17 protein-coding genes and 1 pseudogene are annotated in these 18556 nt (G+C 71.4%); 10 read left to right on the forward strand and 8 right to left on the reverse strand.

The genetic code is table 11. The features are described 5' to 3' along the window. Nucleotides 1–95 precede the first annotated feature (95 nt). The 6 genes and pseudogenes from FHU34_RS32145 to FHU34_RS32170 form a co-directional block, all read right to left on the reverse strand. Entirely contained in the window at nt 96–605 is a 510-nt protein-coding gene (locus FHU34_RS32145; protein ID WP_145786359.1) for a GNAT family N-acetyltransferase, read from the reverse strand. Then, nucleotides 602–1531, reverse strand: a complete 930-nt coding sequence (locus FHU34_RS32150; RefSeq protein WP_145786360.1) for a ribonuclease Z — start codon at nt 1529–1531, stop codon at nt 602–604. The genes FHU34_RS32145 and FHU34_RS32150 overlap by 4 nt, the downstream gene beginning before the upstream one ends. A gap of 381 nt (nt 1532–1912) precedes the next feature. Further along, nucleotides 1913–2570: pseudogene (locus FHU34_RS33475) on the reverse strand (nucleotidyl transferase AbiEii/AbiGii toxin family protein). Nucleotides 2571–2573: 3 nt separating this feature from the next. Next, nucleotides 2574–2915: a hypothetical protein gene (locus FHU34_RS32160; RefSeq protein WP_145786361.1), complete on the reverse strand. Its 342-nt coding sequence runs from the start codon at nt 2913–2915 to the stop codon at nt 2574–2576. Nucleotides 2916–2955: 40 nt separating this feature from the next. Continuing rightward, nucleotides 2956–3618 carry a peptide-methionine (S)-S-oxide reductase MsrA gene (gene msrA / locus FHU34_RS32165; protein WP_145786362.1) on the reverse strand — a complete coding sequence of 221 codons (663 nt, stop codon included), beginning with the start codon at nt 3616–3618 and terminating at the stop codon, nt 2956–2958. 87 nt (nt 3619–3705) lie between these two features. Next, nucleotides 3706–4116, reverse strand: a complete 411-nt coding sequence (locus FHU34_RS32170) for an HIT family protein (RefSeq protein ID WP_145786363.1) — start codon at nt 4114–4116, stop codon at nt 3706–3708. Nucleotides 4117–4245: 129 nt separating this feature from the next. On the opposite strand from FHU34_RS32170, the gene FHU34_RS32175 reads away from it, so the two are divergent. From FHU34_RS32175 to ilvA, 4 genes are all read left to right on the forward strand, one after another. Beyond that, nucleotides 4246–5292, forward strand: coding sequence for a hypothetical protein (locus FHU34_RS32175; protein ID WP_145786364.1), 1047 nt, complete (start codon nt 4246–4248; stop codon nt 5290–5292). A gap of 98 nt (nt 5293–5390) precedes the next feature. After that, entirely contained in the window at nt 5391–6533 is a 1143-nt protein-coding gene (locus FHU34_RS32180; protein WP_145786365.1) for a cystathionine gamma-synthase, read from the forward strand. Between the two features lie 12 nt (nt 6534–6545). Continuing rightward, on the forward strand, nt 6546–7955 hold the full coding sequence (locus FHU34_RS32185) for an amidase (protein WP_145786366.1): 1410 nt from the start codon (nt 6546–6548) through the stop codon (nt 7953–7955). A gap of 145 nt (nt 7956–8100) precedes the next feature. After that, nucleotides 8101–9321, forward strand: a complete 1221-nt coding sequence (ilvA, locus tag FHU34_RS32190) for a threonine ammonia-lyase (RefSeq protein ID WP_145786367.1) — start codon at nt 8101–8103, stop codon at nt 9319–9321. A 61-nt stretch (nt 9322–9382) separates the two neighbouring features. Here the strand turns inward: ilvA and greA are convergent, their stop codons facing one another. Next, nucleotides 9383–9880, reverse strand: coding sequence for a transcription elongation factor GreA (gene greA, locus FHU34_RS32195; RefSeq protein ID WP_145786368.1), 498 nt, complete (start codon nt 9878–9880; stop codon nt 9383–9385). 156 nt (nt 9881–10036) lie between these two features. After that, the gene (locus FHU34_RS32200; protein ID WP_145786369.1) at nt 10037–10477 is read right to left on the reverse strand and encodes a DUF4307 domain-containing protein; all 441 of its coding nucleotides are present in this window, start codon (nt 10475–10477) and stop codon (nt 10037–10039) included. 202 nt (nt 10478–10679) lie between these two features. On the opposite strand from FHU34_RS32200, the gene mca reads away from it, so the two are divergent. The 6 genes from mca (at nt 10680) to purE (ending at nt 18489) form a co-directional block, all read left to right on the forward strand. After that, on the forward strand, nt 10680–11561 hold the full coding sequence (mca, locus tag FHU34_RS32205) for a mycothiol conjugate amidase Mca (RefSeq protein WP_145786370.1): 882 nt from the start codon (nt 10680–10682) through the stop codon (nt 11559–11561). A 48-nt stretch (nt 11562–11609) separates the two neighbouring features. Then, nucleotides 11610–11903, forward strand: coding sequence for a hypothetical protein (locus FHU34_RS32210; RefSeq protein WP_145786371.1), 294 nt, complete (start codon nt 11610–11612; stop codon nt 11901–11903). Nucleotides 11904–12081: 178 nt separating this feature from the next. Then, complete coding sequence (locus tag FHU34_RS32215; protein ID WP_145786372.1) at nt 12082–14613, forward strand: putative bifunctional diguanylate cyclase/phosphodiesterase; 2532 nt, start codon at nt 12082–12084, stop codon at nt 14611–14613. A 40-nt stretch (nt 14614–14653) separates the two neighbouring features. Next, nucleotides 14654–16699 carry a thioredoxin domain-containing protein gene (locus FHU34_RS32220; protein ID WP_145786373.1) on the forward strand — a complete coding sequence of 682 codons (2046 nt, stop codon included), beginning with the start codon at nt 14654–14656 and terminating at the stop codon, nt 16697–16699. A 99-nt stretch (nt 16700–16798) separates the two neighbouring features. Beyond that, nucleotides 16799–17974, forward strand: coding sequence for a 5-(carboxyamino)imidazole ribonucleotide synthase (locus FHU34_RS32225; protein WP_145786374.1), 1176 nt, complete (start codon nt 16799–16801; stop codon nt 17972–17974). Nucleotides 17975–17997: 23 nt separating this feature from the next. Continuing rightward, the gene (gene purE / locus FHU34_RS32230) at nt 17998–18489 is read left to right on the forward strand and encodes a 5-(carboxyamino)imidazole ribonucleotide mutase (RefSeq protein ID WP_145786502.1); all 492 of its coding nucleotides are present in this window, start codon (nt 17998–18000) and stop codon (nt 18487–18489) included. Nucleotides 18490–18556 lie beyond the last annotated feature (67 nt).

An 18556-nucleotide genomic window follows, 5' to 3' on the forward strand; every position in this document is an offset into this window, starting at 1 on the left:
AAAGCGCCCACCATAAGTCCATGATCGACCAGGCAGGTCGGCGCGGGCGGGGCGGGGTGCGCAGGGTGGGGTGCGCAGGGTGGGGTGGGGTTGGGTTAGAGGGGGCGGGTATAGCGGACCTGTGGGGTGAGGGCGGTGCCGATGTGCTCCTCGCGTTCGATGCCCGTCGACGTCCAGCCGCCGCGCTCGTAGAAGGAGCGGGCGTGGGCGTTGTCCCGGAGCACCCAGAGCACCGCGCGACGCCAACCCCTGGCACGCATGGCGTCCAGGACATCCACCATCAGCGCACGACCGACGCCCCGGCCCTGCTCGCGCGGGTCGAGGTGAATCGCGTTGAGCAGCCCGGTGGCGGGGTCGTCCTCGTCGTCCGGGCCCAGGTGGCTGAACCCGACCAGCACTCCGGCCCGCTCGGCCACTGTCATCCGGTGGGTGGCCTGTTCCCAGCGCCACCGCTCGACCCAGTACCGCCCCATCGCCTCCGGTGTCGGGTCGGCCAGGGCTTCGACCGGGAGGAAGGCGGAGTACGCGGCGACCCGGGAGCGCTGGTGCAGGGCACCCACCGCCATCAGGTCGTCGCCGGTCGCGGAGCGGAGCGTGACGGTCACCCGGACGAGGCTACCCGGCGGGGTGGGAGCTGCACCGTGGTCAGATCCTCCGCGATGATCAGGTCACCGTCGAAGTGCTCGCGTGCCTCGTCGTGGAACCGGCGCGGGTCGGGGTAGCGCTGGGAGAAGTGGGTGAGCACCAGCCGGCGTACCCCGGACTCGGTCGCCACCCGGGCGGCCTGCGCCGCGGTGAGGTGGCCGACCTCGGCGGCGAGCGCGGCCTCCGACTCCAGGAAGGTCGACTCGATGACCAGCAGGTCGGCGTGCTCGGCGAGCGCGTACACCCCGTCGCAGAGGCCGGTGTCCATCACGAACGCGAAGCGCTGCCCGTGCCGGGGCTCGCTGACCTCGTCGCGGGTGACGCGACGCCCGTCGAGGTCGAGGTGGCCAACGCGGATCAGCTCGCCGACGGCCGGCCCGGCGATGCCGTACGCGGCCAGTTTCTCCGGCAGCATCCGGTGGCCGTCCGGCTCGACCAGCTGGTAGCCGTACGTCTCGATGGGGTGCCGCAGCCGGCGTGCCTCCAGCGTGCCGCACGACAGGGTGATCCGTTGCCCGTCCGCCTCGATGGGTTCGACCCGCAGTTCGGCGGTCTCGTAGAAGGAGGTCGCGTGCCGCAGCCGGGCGAAGTATTCGGCGCCCCCGGCGGGAAAGTGCACAGCGACCGGATGCGGCACCCGGTCCAGGGAGAGTCGCTGGATGGTGCCGGGCAGGCCGAGGCAGTGGTCGCCGTGGAAGTGGGTGACGCAGATGCGGGTGAGGTCGCTGGCGGTGACCGTGGTGTGCAGGAGTTGCCGCTGGCTGCCCTCACCCGGGTCGAAGAGGATCACCTCGTCGTCCCAGCGCAGCACGTACCCGTTGTGGTTGCGTTGCCGCGTCGGTGCCTGGCTGGCAGTCCCCAGCACCACCAGTTCGCGCATCGACATCGGCGGGCCTCCGGAGATGGAGCGACCCCCGGGGCGCTCCGCGCTCGCGCGCGGGCCGGCTGGACTTGGCCGGCACCCCGGGGGTCGGGTGGCTGTCGTGGATTCGCCGCACCGCTGCCACACGGTCTCGACGATGGTGCTTTTGCCTGCCTCGCGGCAGGCCGATCACTGTCGAGGACAGCGGCTAGCTGACAGCCACCTCACGAGTCCGATTGCTATACAAGTCTGGACCACCTCCTTTCACGTGTACGGCCACGCTATCGAGTTCTCGCCGCCCTCGGCAACGGATTTCGATCACAGGGCCGAACGGGAATGACCGGCCACCTCCTGGGCGGTCGGGCATCACGCGTGCGCAGGTGGACGCGGTCTCAGCCACTGTGTCTATGGAGTGTCGATGAGCTCGCGTCGCCAGTGCGCGAAACGCTCGCGGACAGCGGGTAACTCTGCGGCTGGTATCCCGTAGCAGTCGAAGTCCGCGTCCGTGATCTGGGTCAACGCGCCCAGTGCGTCCGCGAAGGCCCGCGGCTCGAAGCCGGGATCCGCGGCCGCGGCCAGTTCGAGCAGGCGTTGCCTCGTGTATCGGCCGCTCAGGAGGGCGGCGTCCACGTCGAGGAAGTCCCGGGCTTCGGCACGGCCGAAGAGCGCACACATCTTGTTGGCAACGGCGTCGTCGGGATGAAGGACAGGGCCGACGGCGGACATAACGGGGGCGTGCGCTCGCCAGTCCGCCGACATCTCTAGCTTGTCCGGCTCCCCGTCTGGATCACTGCGGTCCCCGACGAGCAGGCGGGCGAACGTGTCGTTCCTAATCAGGGAGGTGACCGTGTATTGGTGGGTGCTCTTCCAGAGCCTTGATGACGTTGTCGACCGCTTCTGGGAACGATGCGCGTAGGTCCCAGGCCGTGAAGAGATCCACATCGCCGCTGAGCCGACTGCCCATGCCGTGCGCGCTCACCGCGTAGCCGCCGGCCAGGGCGAAGCCAAATCGGCCGGCCGCCGCGAGAGCGACTCTGGTGATGTTGATGTGGCTCGGCAGCATCGTTCAGGCGGCGCGGCGATGGGCGCTGCGAAGTTCGGGGAAGCGTTCTTCCCAGGCTCGGCGCACGGCCTGGGGTAACCACATCGACGGCCAGAGCTGGATCAAAGAGTCGCGGCTGACGTAGGCGTAGAGGTCGGCCGCAGTCGCGGCCTCGTTGAGGACCGTCCGGTACAGGTCGCCGATACGTCCGGGCTGCGTAAGGTCGTAGCGGGGGTTGCCGGACCACTTCAAGTGGCGTGGTAGGTCTATTACCCCGGACGTTGGCCCGCGAAGCTGATCAAGGGTTTCGGGCACGACGACCGGCTTGGCGTAACCGTGCGGACGGCTAGCGCTGTCGCTGCTCATCGTGCCCTCCCATGCGTCCGAATCAGGCTAACGCCTCGACTCAGCCAGCGACACGGGCCACGCCGACCGGGCAGCTCAGCCCGTTCGGGCCGTGGTTGCAGTACCCGTTCGGGTTCTTGGTCGGGGCGAGGTACTGCTGGTGGTAGTCCTCGGCGAAGTAGTAGCTGCCGAGCGGGGCGATCTCGGTGGTGATCTCACCCTTGCCGGCCCGCGCCACGATCGGCTGGAACGCGTCCCGGGACGACTCGGCGATGGTCCGCTGCTCGTCGGTGGTCGTGTAGATCGCCGACCGGTACTGGGTGCCCACGTCGTTGCCCTGGCGCATGCCCTGGGTCGGGTCGTGGTTCTCCCAGAAGACCTTCAGCAGGTCCTCATAATTGATCTTGCTGGGGTCGTACACCACCTGGACGACCTCGGCGTGCCCGGTGCGGCCGGAACACGTCTCCTCGTACGTCGGGTTTTTGGTGATGCCACCCGCGTAGCCGGCGGAGGTCGTGTAGACACCGGGCAGCGTCCAGAACAGCCGCTCGGCGCCCCAGAAACAGCCCATACCGAAGACCGCTACCTGGAGGCCCTCCGGAAACGGGCCCTTCAACGGGGTGCCCAGCACCTCGTGCCGGTCAGCGACCGGCATGGCGATCGGACGGCCCGGCAGGGCCTGGTCGGGCGAAACCATCTCGGCGTTCATACGGCGCAAAAACACGTGGGGATCTCCTCTCGTACCTCTCGCAGCGTGCAACACCGGTGGGTCCACCTTCCTTACCCGCGCGAGTGTGAGTCAGGCCGCGCCTCAGAGCGCGGCGGCGACCCGGTCCGCGTAGGTCTGGGCCTCGGTGTCGTCCTCGTAGCGGGTACGCGGCCAGAAGAACCCGCGCAGCCCGTCGCCCTTGGTCCGTGGCACCACGTGGGTGTGCAGGTGCGGGACGGACTGGGACACCTTGTTGTTCATCGCCACGAACGTCCCGCCAGACCCCAGACCGGACTCCACGGCCACCGCCAGGCGTTGGACCAGCGCGAAGTAGCCCGGCAGCAGGTCGGACGGCAGATCCGTCAGGGCCACCAGGTGCACCCGGGGGACCACCAGCACGTGCCCCTTGAACACCGGCCGGGTGTCCAGGAACGCCACCCCGTCCGGGGTGTCGGCCACCCGGAACGCCGGCACCTCACCCGCCACGATCCCGCAGAACACGCAACCGCTCATCGGCACAGGCTATGCCGCGACCTCGCGGGATACGCCGCCCCCTGCGCGCGGCCCGACTGTGGTATCCATCTACATGAATCGATCAGCACGGGGGTGGCGTGCTGTGGCGAAGCTCCGAAAGGACGAACCGTGCACCTCAGAAGAAGCATCAGCCTGGCCGTGGCGGCGTTGACCGCCGGTCTGCTCACCGGCGGGGTCCCGGGCCAGGCCCTGGCCGCCGCCGCGCCGACAGCGACCCCGCTGCCGCTGAGCACGGTGGCCGACGTGGTGTCGGCCGGTGACCGGGTCTTCGTCAGCGGCGGCCGCTCCGCCACCGACGTCGTCGTGACCAGCGCGGCCGGCGCGGTCGTCGGCACCCTGTCCGACCTGCCCGGCCCCACCGACCTGCTGCTCAGCGCCGACCGGCGGACCCTCTACGTGGCGCTGCCGACAGCCAACGCCATCGCCGCCTTCGACACCGGTTCACTCGTCGAGTCGGCCCGCTACGACACCGGCGCGGGCGAGTGCCCGTCGTCGCTGGCGCTCACCGGGCGCTACCTGTGGTTCGGCTACGGATGCGACCAGTGGGGTGGCAACATCGGCCGGATCGACCTGGGACGTCAACCAGCCCGGCTCAGCACCGGGGTCGCCAGCGAGGACTTCTACAACGCGCCACTGCTGGCGGCCGCCAGTCAGAACCGGTCGGTGCTGCTCGCCGGGCAGGCGTCGCTGAGTCCGGCGTCGGTCTACGCCTACGGCATCGGCACCGCGGGAGCACTGACCCTGCTGCGGACCAACCAGTTCTCGGCCGTCGGCAGCAACCTGCGTGACATCGCCCTGGACCCGACCGGTGCCACCCTCTACACGGCTGCCGGGTCCCCGCCGCTGGTGCAGGCGTTCCCGTTCGCCGACATCACCAGCCCCACCGCGACGTACGCCACCGGGCCCTACCCGCGTGCCGTCGAGGTGTCGCGTACCGGCACCCAGATCGCCGCCGGCGCCGATGCCGCGTACGACCCGGACGTCTTCCTGTTCAGCGCCGACGGCACCGAACTGGCCCGCTACGAGTTGGGTGCCGAGCTCAGCGCCGGAGGGCTGGCCTGGTCCCCGAACGGGGCCCGGGTCTACGCGGTCACCTCGGACTGGACCGGAGCCCGTCCGGCGACCCTGCACGTCCTGCCCGTCCCGGCCGCCTGACCACCTCTCCGGGTGTGGGGCCGGGCCAGACGGTCCGGCTCCTGCCCGGGAGCGCGGGTTCCGTTCCAGCCCTCGGGACGGGGCACTAGCCTCACACCATGAACCACGGCTTCGAGACGCTCGCCATCCACGCCGGCCAGGACCCTGAGGCCCGCACCGGCGCGGTGATCCCACCGATCTACCAGACCAGCACGTACGCGCAGGACGCCGTCGGTGCGCCCCGGCTCGGCTACGAGTACAGCCGCTCGGGCAACCCGACCCGCGACGCGCTCCAGGAGTGCCTGGCGGCGCTGGAGGGTGGGCCGGTGGGGCTGGCCTTCGCCAGTGGCCTGGCCGCGGAGGACACTCTGCTGCGGGCCGTGTGCCAGCCGGGCGACCACGTGGTGATCCCCGACGACGCGTACGGCGGCACCTACCGGCTCTTCGCCCGTGTCGCCCAGCGCTGGGGCCTGGAGTTCACCCCGGCCAAGGTCTCCGACCCGGACGCGATCCGGGCCGCCGTCCAGCCCGGCCGCACGAAGATCGTCTGGCTGGAGACGCCGACCAACCCGCTGCTCGGCATCGCCGACATCGCCGCCCTGGCCGCCGTGGCACACGACGCGGGCGCGCTGCTCGTCGTGGACAACACCTTCGCCTCGCCGTACCTGCAACAGCCGATCGCGCACGGCGCGGACGTCGTGGTGCACTCCACCACCAAGTACATCGGCGGGCACTCCGACGTGGTCGGTGGCGCGCTCGTCGTCGCCGACGCCGGACTCGGCGAGGAACTGCGCTACCACCAGAACGCGATGGGCGCGATCAACGGCCCGTTCGACGCCTGGCTCACGCTGCGCGGCATCAAGACCCTCGGGGTACGCATGGACCGGCACTGCGACAACGCCGAGCGGCTCGCCGCGTACCTCGACGGGCACGCCAAGGTGGCCCAGGTGATCTACCCCGGGCTGCCCTCGCACCCCGGGCACGAGGTGGCTGCGAAGCAGATGCGCCGGTTCGGCGGCATGATCTCGTTCCGCGCCTCCGGCGGTGAGGACCACGCCGTCGAGATCTGCAACCGCACCAAGCTCTTCGTGCTCGCCGAGTCGCTGGGCGGCGTGGAATCCCTGATCGAGCACCCCGGCCGGATGACACACGCAAGTGCTGCCGGCTCGCCGCTTGAAGTTCCCGGCGATCTCGTGCGACTGTCTGTCGGCATCGAGACGGTCGACGACCTGCTCGCCGATCTGGAGCAGGCACTGGGCTGACCGCTGGGGAGGATGGCCGTGCAGGACATCATGGCGACCTGGGTCGGGGCGACCGCCAAGCAGATCGCCCGGGGCGTACGCCGGGGTGACGTCTCGGCCACCCAGGTCGTCGCCGACCACCTCGAGTACATCTCCCGAGCCGACCGTGAGCTGGCCGCGTTCCGGGCCGTTCGCGGCGGCGAGGCGATCACCGAGGCGGAGAAGGTCGACGAGCAGGAGGACCTCGCCAACCTGCCGCTGGCGGGGGTTCCGGTGGCGGTGAAGGAGAACACCCCGGTCGCCGGCCTGCCCACCTGGAACGGGTCGACGGCCGCCCGCACCGACGTCGCGGAGGCCGACCACGAGGTGGTGCGTCGGCTGCGCGGCGCGGGCGCGGTGATCCTGGGTGTGACCCGGATGCCGGAGCTGGGGCTGTGGGCGCTCACCGACGACGACAGCGCGGTGACCCGCAATCCGTGGGACAGCACGCGTACCCCCGGTGGCTCCTCCGGCGGCGCAGCCGCCGCGGTGGCCGCGGGGCTGGTGCCGATCGCGCACGGCAACGACGGTCTCGGCTCGATCCGGATCCCCGCGGCCTGCTGCGGCCTGGTCGGGCTCAAGCCGGGTCGTGGTGTGGTGCCCTGCCAGCTCGGTGCGGACGACTGGTTCGGCCTCACCGAACACGGCATGCTGACCAGCACGGTCGCCGACGCGGCGGTCGGCTTCTCGGTGCTCGCCGGTCGACGTCCCGAGAAGCTGGTCCCGCCGCAGCGGCTGCGGGTGGGCGTCTCGTTGCGGTCCCCGGTGCGGGGTGTCACACCTGACGAACCCAACCGCGACGCGGTGGCCGCCGCCGGCCGGCTCCTCGCCGCCGCCGGGCACGACACGGTGCCGGCCGATCCGGTCTACCCCACCGCGCTCGGCCTGCAGGGCATCGCCACGTGGTTCGCCGCGGCCGCCACCGACGTCCGGGCGTCCGGGCTGGACCGGCGTGGTCTGCAACGGCGTACCCGGCGGCACGTCGCGCTGGGCGAGTGGGCGCAGCGCCGCGGTTACGTGCGGGAGGCCGACCGGGCGGCGTGGCGGCAACGGTCGATCGACTTCTTCGGCGACCACTCCGTCGACCTGCTGCTCACCCCGGCGTTGGCCACCGCGCCGCCGGAGGCCGCGCGCTGGTCCGAGCGGTCGTGGCGGGCGAACATGACGGCCAACATCCGGTACGCCCCGTACGCCGCACCGTGGAACGTCGCCGGCCTTCCGGCGGTGGTGGTACCGGTGGGTCGGCGCCCGGATGGTCTGCCGGTCGCGGTGCAACTGGTCGGTCCGCCCGGCTCGGAGTTGCTGCTGCTCGGTGTGGCCGGCCAGTTCGAGATGGCCGCCCCCTGGGCGCGCCACGCCCCCGGCTACCCCCGGATCGGAACGGGGTCGCCGGCCGTCGCATGATCGGCCGCCCCCGACTGGCGATCGACTCGGGATCGCCGATGTGGCGGTATCGAGGTGGGAGGGATACCGCCGTGTCGGCGATGTCGCGGTGATCGAGCCGGTGTCGCCGCCGAGGGCTCCGGGGGCGGGTGGCACGATCGGGGGCATGACGGAACTGGTCGGTCTCGACGACGTGCGGGCCGCACGGGAGTTGCTCGCTGGCGTCACCCGGACCACCCCGCTGGAGCCCTCGCGTCCGCTGAGCGCGGCGCTGGGCGGGCCGACCTGGCTCAAGTGCGAGAACGTGCAGCGTGCCGGCTCGTACAAGGTGCGGGGCGCGTACGTGCGGATCTCCCGCTTGTCGGCGGCGGAGCGGGAGCGCGGCGTGGTCGCGGCGAGCGCGGGCAACCACGCGCAGGGCGTGGCCCTCGCCGCCGGCCTGGTCGGCACGCACGCCACCGTCTTCATGCCGGTCAACGCGCCGCTGCCGAAGGTGGCGGCCACCAAGGGGTACGGCGCGCAGGTCGAGTTGGCCGGCAACACCGTCGACGAGTCGTTGGTCGCCGCCCACACGTACGCCGAGCGCACCGGCGCGGTGCTGATCCACCCCTTCGACCATCGGGACGTGATCGCCGGCCAGGGGACTGTCGCGCTGGAGATCCTCGAACAGTGCCCGGACGTGAAGACGATCATCACCGGAGTCGGTGGCGGCGGTCTGATCTCGGGCATGGCGGTGGCCGCGAAGGCGCTGCGGCCGGAGGTACGGATCATCGGCGTCCAGGCGGCCGGTGCGGCGGCGTTCCCGCCCTCACTGGTGGCCGGCGAGCCGGTCCGGCTGCCCACGTTCTCCACCATCGCCGACGGCATCGCTGTCGGCCGGCCGGGGGAGATCACCTTCAACCACGTGCGCAAACTGGTCGACGAGGTGGTCACGGTGTCCGAGGAGGACATCTCCCGTGCCCTGTTGATGCTGCTGGAACGCGGCAAGCAGGTTGTCGAGCCGGCCGGGGCGGTCGGTGTCGCCGCGCTGCTGGCGGGCGTCGTCGAGGTGGAGACGCCGGTGGTCGCGGTGCTCTCCGGTGGCAACATCGACCCGTTGCTGATGATGCGGGTGATCGAGCACGGGCTGGCCGCGGCGGGTCGCTACCTGCGGGTGACGGTGCGGTGTTCGGACCGACCGGGGCAGCTCGCGTCGTTGCTCAGCCAGATCGCCGAGCACCGGGCCAACGTCGTGGATGTGGAGCACCAGCGGGCCAACCCGCACCTCGGCCTCGGCGAGGTGGAGGTGGCGTTGTCGGTCGAGACCCGTGGCGTGGAGCACTCGGACACGCTGATCAGCGCGTTGCGGGCCAGCGGCTACCAGGTGGTGTTCGCCGCCGAGGCGTGACACCCGGTGGGTGTCACGCCTCGGAAGCGGTGCTGGGGTGCGGCTCGTATGGCCGCCGACGTCAGCCGGAGAACGGCTCGAAGCTGACCACTGTCACCTTGATGTCGGCGCCGCTGGGCGCCGTGTAGGTGCAGGTCTGCCCGGCCCGGCCGCCCAGGATCGCCTTGCCCAGCGCGGACTCGGGGCTGTAGACGGTCAGGTCGGTCGTGGCGGCGATCTCCCGGGAACCGAGCAGGAAGGTCTCGGTGTCGTCGGTGTCGTCGTCGAAGTAGATCGTCACGACCATGCCGGGCGAGACCGCGTCAGCCGTCGGCGCCGTGCCGACCTTCGCGGTGCGCAGCAGCTCCTGGAGGTAGCGGATGCGGCCCTCGGCCTTGCCCTGCTCCTCGCGGGCGGCGTGGTAGCCGCCGTTCTCCTTCAGGTCGCCCTCCTCGCGCCGAGCGTTGATCTCGGCTGCGATCACCGGGCGGTTGGCGATGTGCTCGTCGAGCTCGGCCTGGAGGCGGTCGTACGCGTCCTGCGACAGCCAGGTGGCGGGCGCCTCGTTGCCAGTGGACACAGGCGTTCTCCTCAGTTGTGCGTGGCTGGCTGACAGGTGAACTACCAAGTTACCAGTGCGGTACGACACAGCGTGTCGGCCATCACCGCCGGTGCCCGGATCCGACACCGCGCGTAGATGGGTCGCTGCCGCCGTCGAAAGGGCTGTTCCCGCAGGTCAGGACGGGGGGCGGCAGCGCAGGACCTCGCCGATGAACGGCCGTGCGGTGGTGGCGAGGCGGTGTCGGGTCGTCACGTGCCGGTTGCCCGGCTGGGCGGTCACCGTGACCTGTTCCCGGGCCACCTCGGCACCCGCGCGGTCCCGGGCGCGCAGTAGGCAGACCGCCGATCCACCCGACGGCACCGTCACCCGGAAGTCGACAAGCATCTGGTTGTCGGTGATGTCCGTATAAGTGATCACCTGGGCGTCGTAGACCGGGTCGCCGTACTGGCGGTATAGCCGTACGGAGATCACGGTCAGCGTCCCCACGAGCGCCAGCAGCACCAGTGCGGCCAGCAGCGTGCGTCGCCGCCGTCCGCCCGGTGCCCGGCGACGGCCGTAGCGCCCGGCCGGAAAAACCGGCGCGCCTGATGAAATTGTGGCGTGCGTCTCGGTCACCGGCGGGTATCTCCTGGCGTTGTTGTCGGCGGCATCAGCAAGAATGGCAGAGTCCCATCCTCCCACCCGGTCCAGCGGCAGGAATGGCAGGTCATGCATGCGCTGCTGACCGGCGACAAGGGTGCGGTGAGGAAGATCCCGGCAGGTCAGCCGGTCGAGCCCGGTCGGGTCCACCGTCCGGCACAGACGAGGAGCGCCGAAGTTGGCAGAGCAACTGCGTCTCATGGCCGTGCACGCGCACCCGGACGACGAGTCGAGCAAGGGCGCGGCGACGACGGCGAAATATGTCGCACAGGGGGTGGATGTCCTGGTCGTGACGTGCACGGGCGGCGAGCGCGGGAGCGTGCTCAACCCCAAGCTCGACCGACCCGACGTCTGGGCCAACATCGCCGACATCCGGCGTGCCGAGATGGACGCCGCGCGGGCGATCCTCGGCATCGACCAGGCCTGGCTCGGTTTCGTCGACTCCGGCCTGCCCGAGGGTGACCCGCTGCCGCCGCTGCCCGAGGGTTGTTTCGCCCTGCAGGACGTCGAGGTGGCCGCCGGGCCCCTGGTGCGGTTGATGCGCGAGTTCCGTCCGCACGTGGTCACCACGTACGACGAAGAGGGCGGCTACCCGCACCCCGACCACATCATGTGCCACAAGGTGAGCGTGGCCGCCTTCGAGGCCGCCGGTGATCCGGAGCGCTACCCGGAGCTGGGTGCCCCCTGGCAGCCGCTGAAGCTCTACTACGACATCGGGTTCTCCAAGGGCAAGATCATGGCCCTGCACGAGGGCATGCTGGCCGCGGGTCTGGAGTCGCCCTACGAGGAGTGGCTCAAGCGGTGGGAGGATCGGCCCGACAAGGGTCCTCGGATCACCACCCGCGTCGAGTGCGCCGAATACTTCCCGGTTCGTGACGACGCGCTGCGCGCCCACGCCACCCAGGTCGACCCGGACGGCTTCTGGTTCCACGTGCCGATGGAGCTGCAGCAGCGCGCCTGGCCGACCGAGGACTACGAGCTGGCCCGCTCGGTGGTCGACAGCCCGCTGCCCGAGTCGGATCTCTTCGCCGGGGTGCGGGAGACGGCGCACGCACGCTGATTCCGGGCGGGTCTACCCTGGTTACCAACCGCACATCGGAGGAACGCCATGCTGACCGCTGCCCAGGTGCTCGCGGAGAACAACTTCGGGGACACCCGCACGGGTGGTCTGGCCGGCCCGATGGGCCTGTTCCTCATCCTGCTGCTGGCCACCGCGACCATCCTGCTGATCCGCAACATGAACTCTCGGTTGCGTCGCCTGCCGGACCAGTTCCCGCAGCAGACGGGGCCGACCGACCCGACCAGGGCCGATGCGGCAGTCGTCGATCCGACAGACGGGACCGGGGGGCGTGATTCATCCACGCCCGCTCCCAACGGGCACCAGCAGCACCGGAACGGGTAGTCGCCCCGTGAATCACGCCGAACCGGGTGGTCGCCCCCTGTTGCGACCACCCGGTTTGGCTTAGCCTTCCGCCGGGGGACCAAAAGTCTCCGAGCCGTGTGCGGGAGGGGGCGCCGATGACCAGCACAGCACCGGCAGCCCGCCGCAACCTCGGTCGGTCGGCTGACGGGGGAGGTCGATGACCTCCGGTCCAGCCAACGACTCGTTCGACCGGCTCGGGGTGCGGGGCACCCCGGGCCGGTTACTCGTGCTCACCGCCGCCGTCACGCTGACCGCCGTGGTGGCCGCCGCGGTCGGGTTGACCCTCCCGGCCCGCCTGCCGGCCGACGACCCGCTCGGCGGTCCGGCCCGCTTCGGCATCGCGGTCGCCGTCCTCGGCCTCGCCCAGCTGGCCCGGCTCCGGTTCCGTTCGGCCGCCGGCATGGTCAGCATCACCTGGGGTGAGGCGGCGCTGATCGTCTGCCTCTACCTGACCCCGGCCGGCTGGCTCCCGTCCGCCACGCTGCTCGGCGCCGGGCTGGCCTGGACGGTGCTCTCCCTGCACAACGACCGCCGCCCGGCCCTGGAGATCGTCCGGATCGCCGCGTCGCTGGCCGCCGCGTCAGCGCTGGCAGTCTCCGTGACCACGGCGCTCGGGCGGCCACTGCTCTCCCCGCCCACCCCGATGCTGGCGCTGGCTGTGGTCGCCGGGTCGGTGACCTATCTGCTGGTGACCGCCTGGCTGGGTGGGGTGACGCTGGGCCTGCGGCACGGCCTGCCGATCGGGCCGCCGCTGCTCGCCGCGTTGCGCGGCAAGCTGCTGATGTTCGTCGGCAACGTGGCGGTCGGCCTCGTGGTGGTCGCTCTGCTGGAGCTCGACCCGCGCTGGTTGCTGTTGCTGCCGCCGCTGCTCTGGCTGCTCCAGCAGACCTACCGGTACCGGCTGCGTTCCGATCTGGAGCGCCGCACCTGGAGGGCCTTCGCCGAGGCCACCGCCGCCCTCAACCAGCTCGACGAGCGGGGGGTGGCAAGCGCTGCGGTCACCGGTGCGCTGACGCTGTTCAACGCCGAACTGGTGGACGTCGACGTGGCCCGGGCCGACGGCCGGTGGCACCGGTACCGGGGCGACGCCAGCGGTCAAACGGCCGACCGCGAGACGGACCCACCGGAGGAGACGGAGCCGGACGAGCACGAGTTGAGCCGGGCACTGTCGGTCGGCGCCGCCCCGGTGGGTCGACTGCGGGTGCGGTTTCCCCGGTCGGCTCCGCCCACCGCCCGGGAACGCGACGCCGTGGCCGCGTTCGGCGACGCGCTCGCTGCCGCGCTGCACGACGCCGCGACTCACCGCGAGCTGCGGTTGGTGACCGCCCGATCGTCGTACGAGGCGGTGCACGACCCGCTCACCGGGTTGGTCAACCGGGCGGCGATGCTCGGCAAGGGTGACCAGTCGCTGCGGCAGCTCGCGCACGATCACCCGGTGGCGTTGTTGCTGCTGGACATCAATCAGTTCAAGGAAGTCAACGACACCCTCGGTCATGCGGCGGGCGACCAGTTGCTACGGCTGACCGCGAACCGGCTCGACACGCTGGTTCGCCCCGGCGACCTGCTCGGTCGTCTCGGCGGTGACGAGTTCGCCCTGCTCCTGACCGCGGTACCGGTGCTCGGCGACCGGGCCGCCCCGATGGCCCACGCGATGCGCCAGGCCCGGGAGATCGCCGAACGGCTGGCCGCGCCGACCGAGGTGGCCGGCGTCCGGATGTCGATCGAGGTCTCCGTCGGTGTGGTGGTGGCCGACGCCGGCACCGCCGACCTGACCGAGCTGCTGCGCCGCGCCGACATCGCGATGTACCAGGCCAAGGAGGGCGGCGGCAACGTCGCGGCGTACGACGGCACCCGCGACGCTGCCAGCACGGATCAGCTCGCCCTGCTGGCCGAGCTTCGGGAGGCGTTGACTGTGGACGACCAGCTGGTGCTGGCGTTGCAGCCGGCGGTCGACCTGACCACGGGCGCGCCCACCGGCGTGGAGGCGCTGATCCGCTGGCAGCACCCGCGGCGTGGGTGGCTGAACCCGGCCGACTTCATCCGGCCGGTGGAAAACAGCGAGCAGCTCGGCACCTTCACCCGCTACGTGCTGGACAAGGCGCTCGGTGTGGCCGCCGGCTGGGCCCGGGAGGGGTTGGACGTCCCGATCTCGGTCAACCTGTCGGCACGCAGCCTGCTGGACCCCCGGTTGCCGGCGGAGATCGCCGACGCGCTGCGCCGACACCAGGTGCCACCGCACCGGCTCGTCCTGGAGATCACCGAGACGGTGGTGATGAGCGAGTTGGAGGTCATCGACGAGGTGCTGGCCACCCTCCGGTCGATGGGCGTGCAACTCGCTGTGGACGACTTCGGCACCGGCTTCTCGTCGCTGACCTTCCTCACCCGGATCGCCGTGGACGAGTTGAAGGTGGACCGCTCGTTCGTGATCCGGATGGCGGACTCGCCGGAGGCGGCGGCGATCGTCCGCACGACGGTGGGTCTCGCCCACGAGCTGGGGTTGCGCGTGGTCGCCGAAGGGGTGGAGACCGCCGAGCAGCGGATGGCCCTGGCCGAGCTGGGCTGCACCTCAGCGCAGGGCTACCACTTCTTCAAGCCGATGCCGGCGGACAAGATCGGCGCGGTGCTGGGGTCGCTGCGCGACTCGGCGGAGTCGAACGTGTTCCGGCTCCGCGCCGACGGCGCCTCCTGACCGCCGGGCACGTCCGAGCAGGGGTGGTTATGGTCGTCGGGTGAACCGACTCGTCGACGCCACCAGTCCGTACCTGCTCCAGCACGCCGACAACCCGGTCGACTGGTGGCAGTGGTCCGACGAGGCGTTCGCCGAGGCGAAACGGCGCGACGTCCCGGTGCTCATCTCGGTGGGTTACGCGGCCTGTCATTGGTGTCACGTGATGGCCCACGAGTCGTTCGAGAACGAGCAGGTCGGGGCCTTGCTGAACGACAACTTCGTGTCGATCAAGGTGGATCGTGAGGAGCGTCCGGACGTGGACGCGATCTACATGACCGCGACCCAGGCGATGACCGGCCAGGGCGGCTGGCCGATGACCGTCTTCGCCACCCCGGACGGCACCCCGTTCTTCTGCGGCACCTACTTCCCGAAGGCCAACTTCGTCCAGTTGCTCCAGTCGGTCACCACCGCGTGGCGGGAGCAGCGCGAGGCGGTGGTGCGCCAGGGCGCCGCCGTGGTCGAGGCGATCGGCGGCGCGCAGGCCGTCGGTGGCCCCACCGCCCCGCTGGACGCGCCGCTGCTCGACGCCGCGGCCGGCCAACTGGCCAGCGAGTACGACGCGACGAACGGCGGCTTCGGCGGTGCCCCGAAGTTCCCGCCGCACATGAACCTGCTCTTCCTGCTGCGCCACCATCAGCGCACCGGTGACCCGCAGAGCTTGGAGATCACCCGGCACACCGCCGAGGCGATGGCCAGGGGCGGCATCTACGACCAGCTCGCCGGCGGCTTCGCCCGCTACTCGGTGGACGCGCACTGGACGGTGCCGCACTTCGAGAAGATGCTCTACGACAACGCGCTCCTGCTCCGTCTCTACACCCAGCTGTGGCGGCTCACCGGTGACGCGCTGGCCCGCCGTGTCGCCCGGGACACCGCCCGGTTCCTCGCCGACGAGCTGCACCGACCGGGCGAGGGCTTCGCGTCCGCGCTGGACGCCGACACCGAGGGCGTCGAGGGCCTCACCTACGCCTGGACGCCCGGACAGCTCGTCGAGGCGCTGGGCGAGGAGGACGGCAGGTTCGCCGCCGACCTGTTCACGGTGACCGACGAGGGCACCTTTGAGCACGGCACGAGCGTGCTCAGGCTTGCTCGGGACGTCGACGATGCCGCGCCGGAGGTCCGCGCCCGCTGGCAGCAGGCGGTGGGACGGCTGCTCGCGGCCCGGGACACCCGTCCGCAGCCGGCCCGCGACGACAAGGTGGTGGCCGCCTGGAACGGGCTGGCGATCACCGCCATCGCCGAGTTCCAGCAGGTCGCCGCCCTGTACGCGTCTCCGCAGGACGAGGACGCCAACCTGATGGACGGCGTGACCATCGTCGCCGACGGCGCGATGCGTCAGGCCGCCGAGCACCTGGCCACCGTGCACATGGTGGACGGCCGGCTGCGTCGGGTCTCCCGGGACGGCAAGGTCGGCGAGCCGGCCGGTGTCCTGGAGGACTACGGCAGTGTGGCCGAGGCCTTCTGCGTGTTGCACCAGCTCACCGGCGAGGGGCGCTGGCTGACGCTGGCCGGCGAGCTGCTGGACACCGCGCTGGCGCGCTTCGCCGCACCCGGTGGGGCCTTCTACGACACCGCCGACGACGCGGAACAGCTGGTCGCCCGACCCGCCGACCCGACCGACAACGCCACCCCGTCCGGCCGGTCGGCGTTGATCGCCGGGCTCGTCGCGTACTCGGCCCTGACCGGGGAGACGCGCTACCGGGAGGCCGCCGAGGCGGCGCTCGCCACCGTCGCGCCGATCGTCGGGCGGCACCCCCGGTTCACCGGGTACGCGGCCATGACCGGCGAGGCGTTGCTCTCCGGGCCGTACGAGATCGCCGTCGTCACCGAGGACCCGGCGGGCGACCCCCTGGTGGCCGCTGCCCGTCGGTACGCCCCGCCCGGGGCGGTGGTGGTCGCCGGCCGCCCGGACCAGCCCGGTGTGCCGCTGCTCGCCGACCGTCCGCTGGTCGACGGCCGGTCCGCCGCGTACGTCTGCCGGGGTTTCGTCTGTCAGCGGCCGGTCACCTCCGTCGAGGAGTTGGTCGCCGAGCTGGGTAGCACGCGGTAGTCGTCGGTGCGCCACGCCGGTGTGGGAACGGGACGCCCGGCGCAGGGTCGCCGGCCCTCCGGGGAGGCGTGCCGAGGGCCCGGATAGGCTGGCCGCGCTATGGATTCCCGTACCGGACTGCCTGTTGTCGGCATGGTGGGTGGCGGCCAGTTGGCCCGGATGACCCACCAGGCCGCGATCGCCCTCGGCCAGTCACTGCGTGTGCTCGCGACCGCCCCCGACGACGGCGCGGCGCTGGTCGCCGCCGACGTCCAGTACGGCGACCACACCGACCTGGCCGCCCTGCGTACCTTCGCCAAGGGCTGCGACGTCGTCACCTTCGACCACGAGCATGTGCCCTCCGAGCACATCCGCACGCTGGCGGCGGAAGGGGTGACCCTCTACCCGCCGGCGGACGCGTTGCTGCACGCCCAGGACAAGCAGGTGATGCGGGAACGCCTCACCGAGCTGGGTGCTCCCAACCCGGCGTGGCGACCGGTCGCTGAGCCCGCCGACCTGGTCGGTTTCGGCGAGCAGGTCGGTTGGCCCGTGGTGCTCAAGGCGGCGCGCGGCGGGTACGACGGCCGGGGCGTCTGGATGGTCGACGACGCCGCCCAGGCCACCGAGCTGGCAGAAACCCTGCTGGCCGGGGGCACGCGGCTGATCGTCGAGGAGCGGGTGCCGCTGCGCCGGGAGTTGGCAGTGCAGGTGGCCCGGTCGCCGTTCGGTCAGGTGGCCGCGTACCCGGTGGTCGAGACCGTGCAGCGCGACGGCATCAACGTGGAGGTGCTGGCCCCGGCGCCCGACCTGGACGAGGAGCTGGCGGTCTCCGCGCAGCAGCTCGCTATCGACCTGGCCACCGCGCTCGGTGTGATCGGTCTGCTGGCCGTGGAGCTGTTCGAGGTCCGTGACGACGCTGGCCGTCCCGCCATCGTGGTCAACGAGCTGGCGATGCGCCCGCACAACTCCGGGCACTGGACCATCGAGGGTGCCCGGACCTCCCAGTTCGAGCAGCACGTGCGGGCGGTTCTGGACTACCCGATGGGCGACACGGCGCTGACCGCGCCGGTGGTGGTGTCGGCGAACGTGCTCGGCGGTGAGCCCGGCGGGATGTCGATCGACGAGCGGTTGCACCACCTCTTCGCCGCCGAGCCGGGCGCGAAGGTGCACCTCTACGGCAAGCAGGTGCGACCGGGCCGCAAGATCGGGCACGTCACGGTGCTCGGCGACGACCTGGATGACGTACGGGCGCGGGCGGCACGGGCCGTTCGTTGGCTGTGCGAGGGGCACGAGTGAGCGGGAACGAGGAGAGGGCCGCAGTGAGCACCGTCGGGTTGATCATGGGCAGTGACTCGGACTGGCCGACCATGCGGGCCGCCGCCGAGGTGCTGGACGACTTCGGCGTGTCGTACGAGGTGCGCGTGGTCTCGGCGCACCGGACTCCGGTCGCGATGATCGAGTACGGCCGCGACGCCGCCGACCGTGGCCTCAAGGTGATCATCGCCGGGGCGGGCGGTGCCGCCGCACTGCCGGGCATGGTGGCCTCGGTGACGCCACTGCCGGTGATCGGTGTACCGGTGCCGCTGAAGCACCTCGACGGCATGGACTCGCTGCTGTCCATCGTGCAGATGCCGGCCGGTGTTCCGGTCGCCACCGTGTCGATCGGCAACGCGCGCAACGCCGGCCTGCTCGCCGTGCGGATCCTCGGTGCCTCCGACGAGGGGTTGCGCACCAGGATGACGACCTACCAGCGGGAGCTGGAGGAGCTGGTAGCCACCAAGGAAGCAGCCCTCCAGAAAACCCTCCGCTAACGCTGCCCCCCACCAGCCGCAGCGGCGTGGGAAGCGCGCCCTCTCAGCCTGCGTCGTCACCCATCCC

Origin of the sequence: Micromonospora taraxaci (genome assembly GCF_007830095.1) — a bacterium.
In the GTDB taxonomy this organism is placed as follows: domain Bacteria; phylum Actinomycetota; class Actinomycetes; order Mycobacteriales; family Micromonosporaceae; genus Micromonospora; species Micromonospora taraxaci.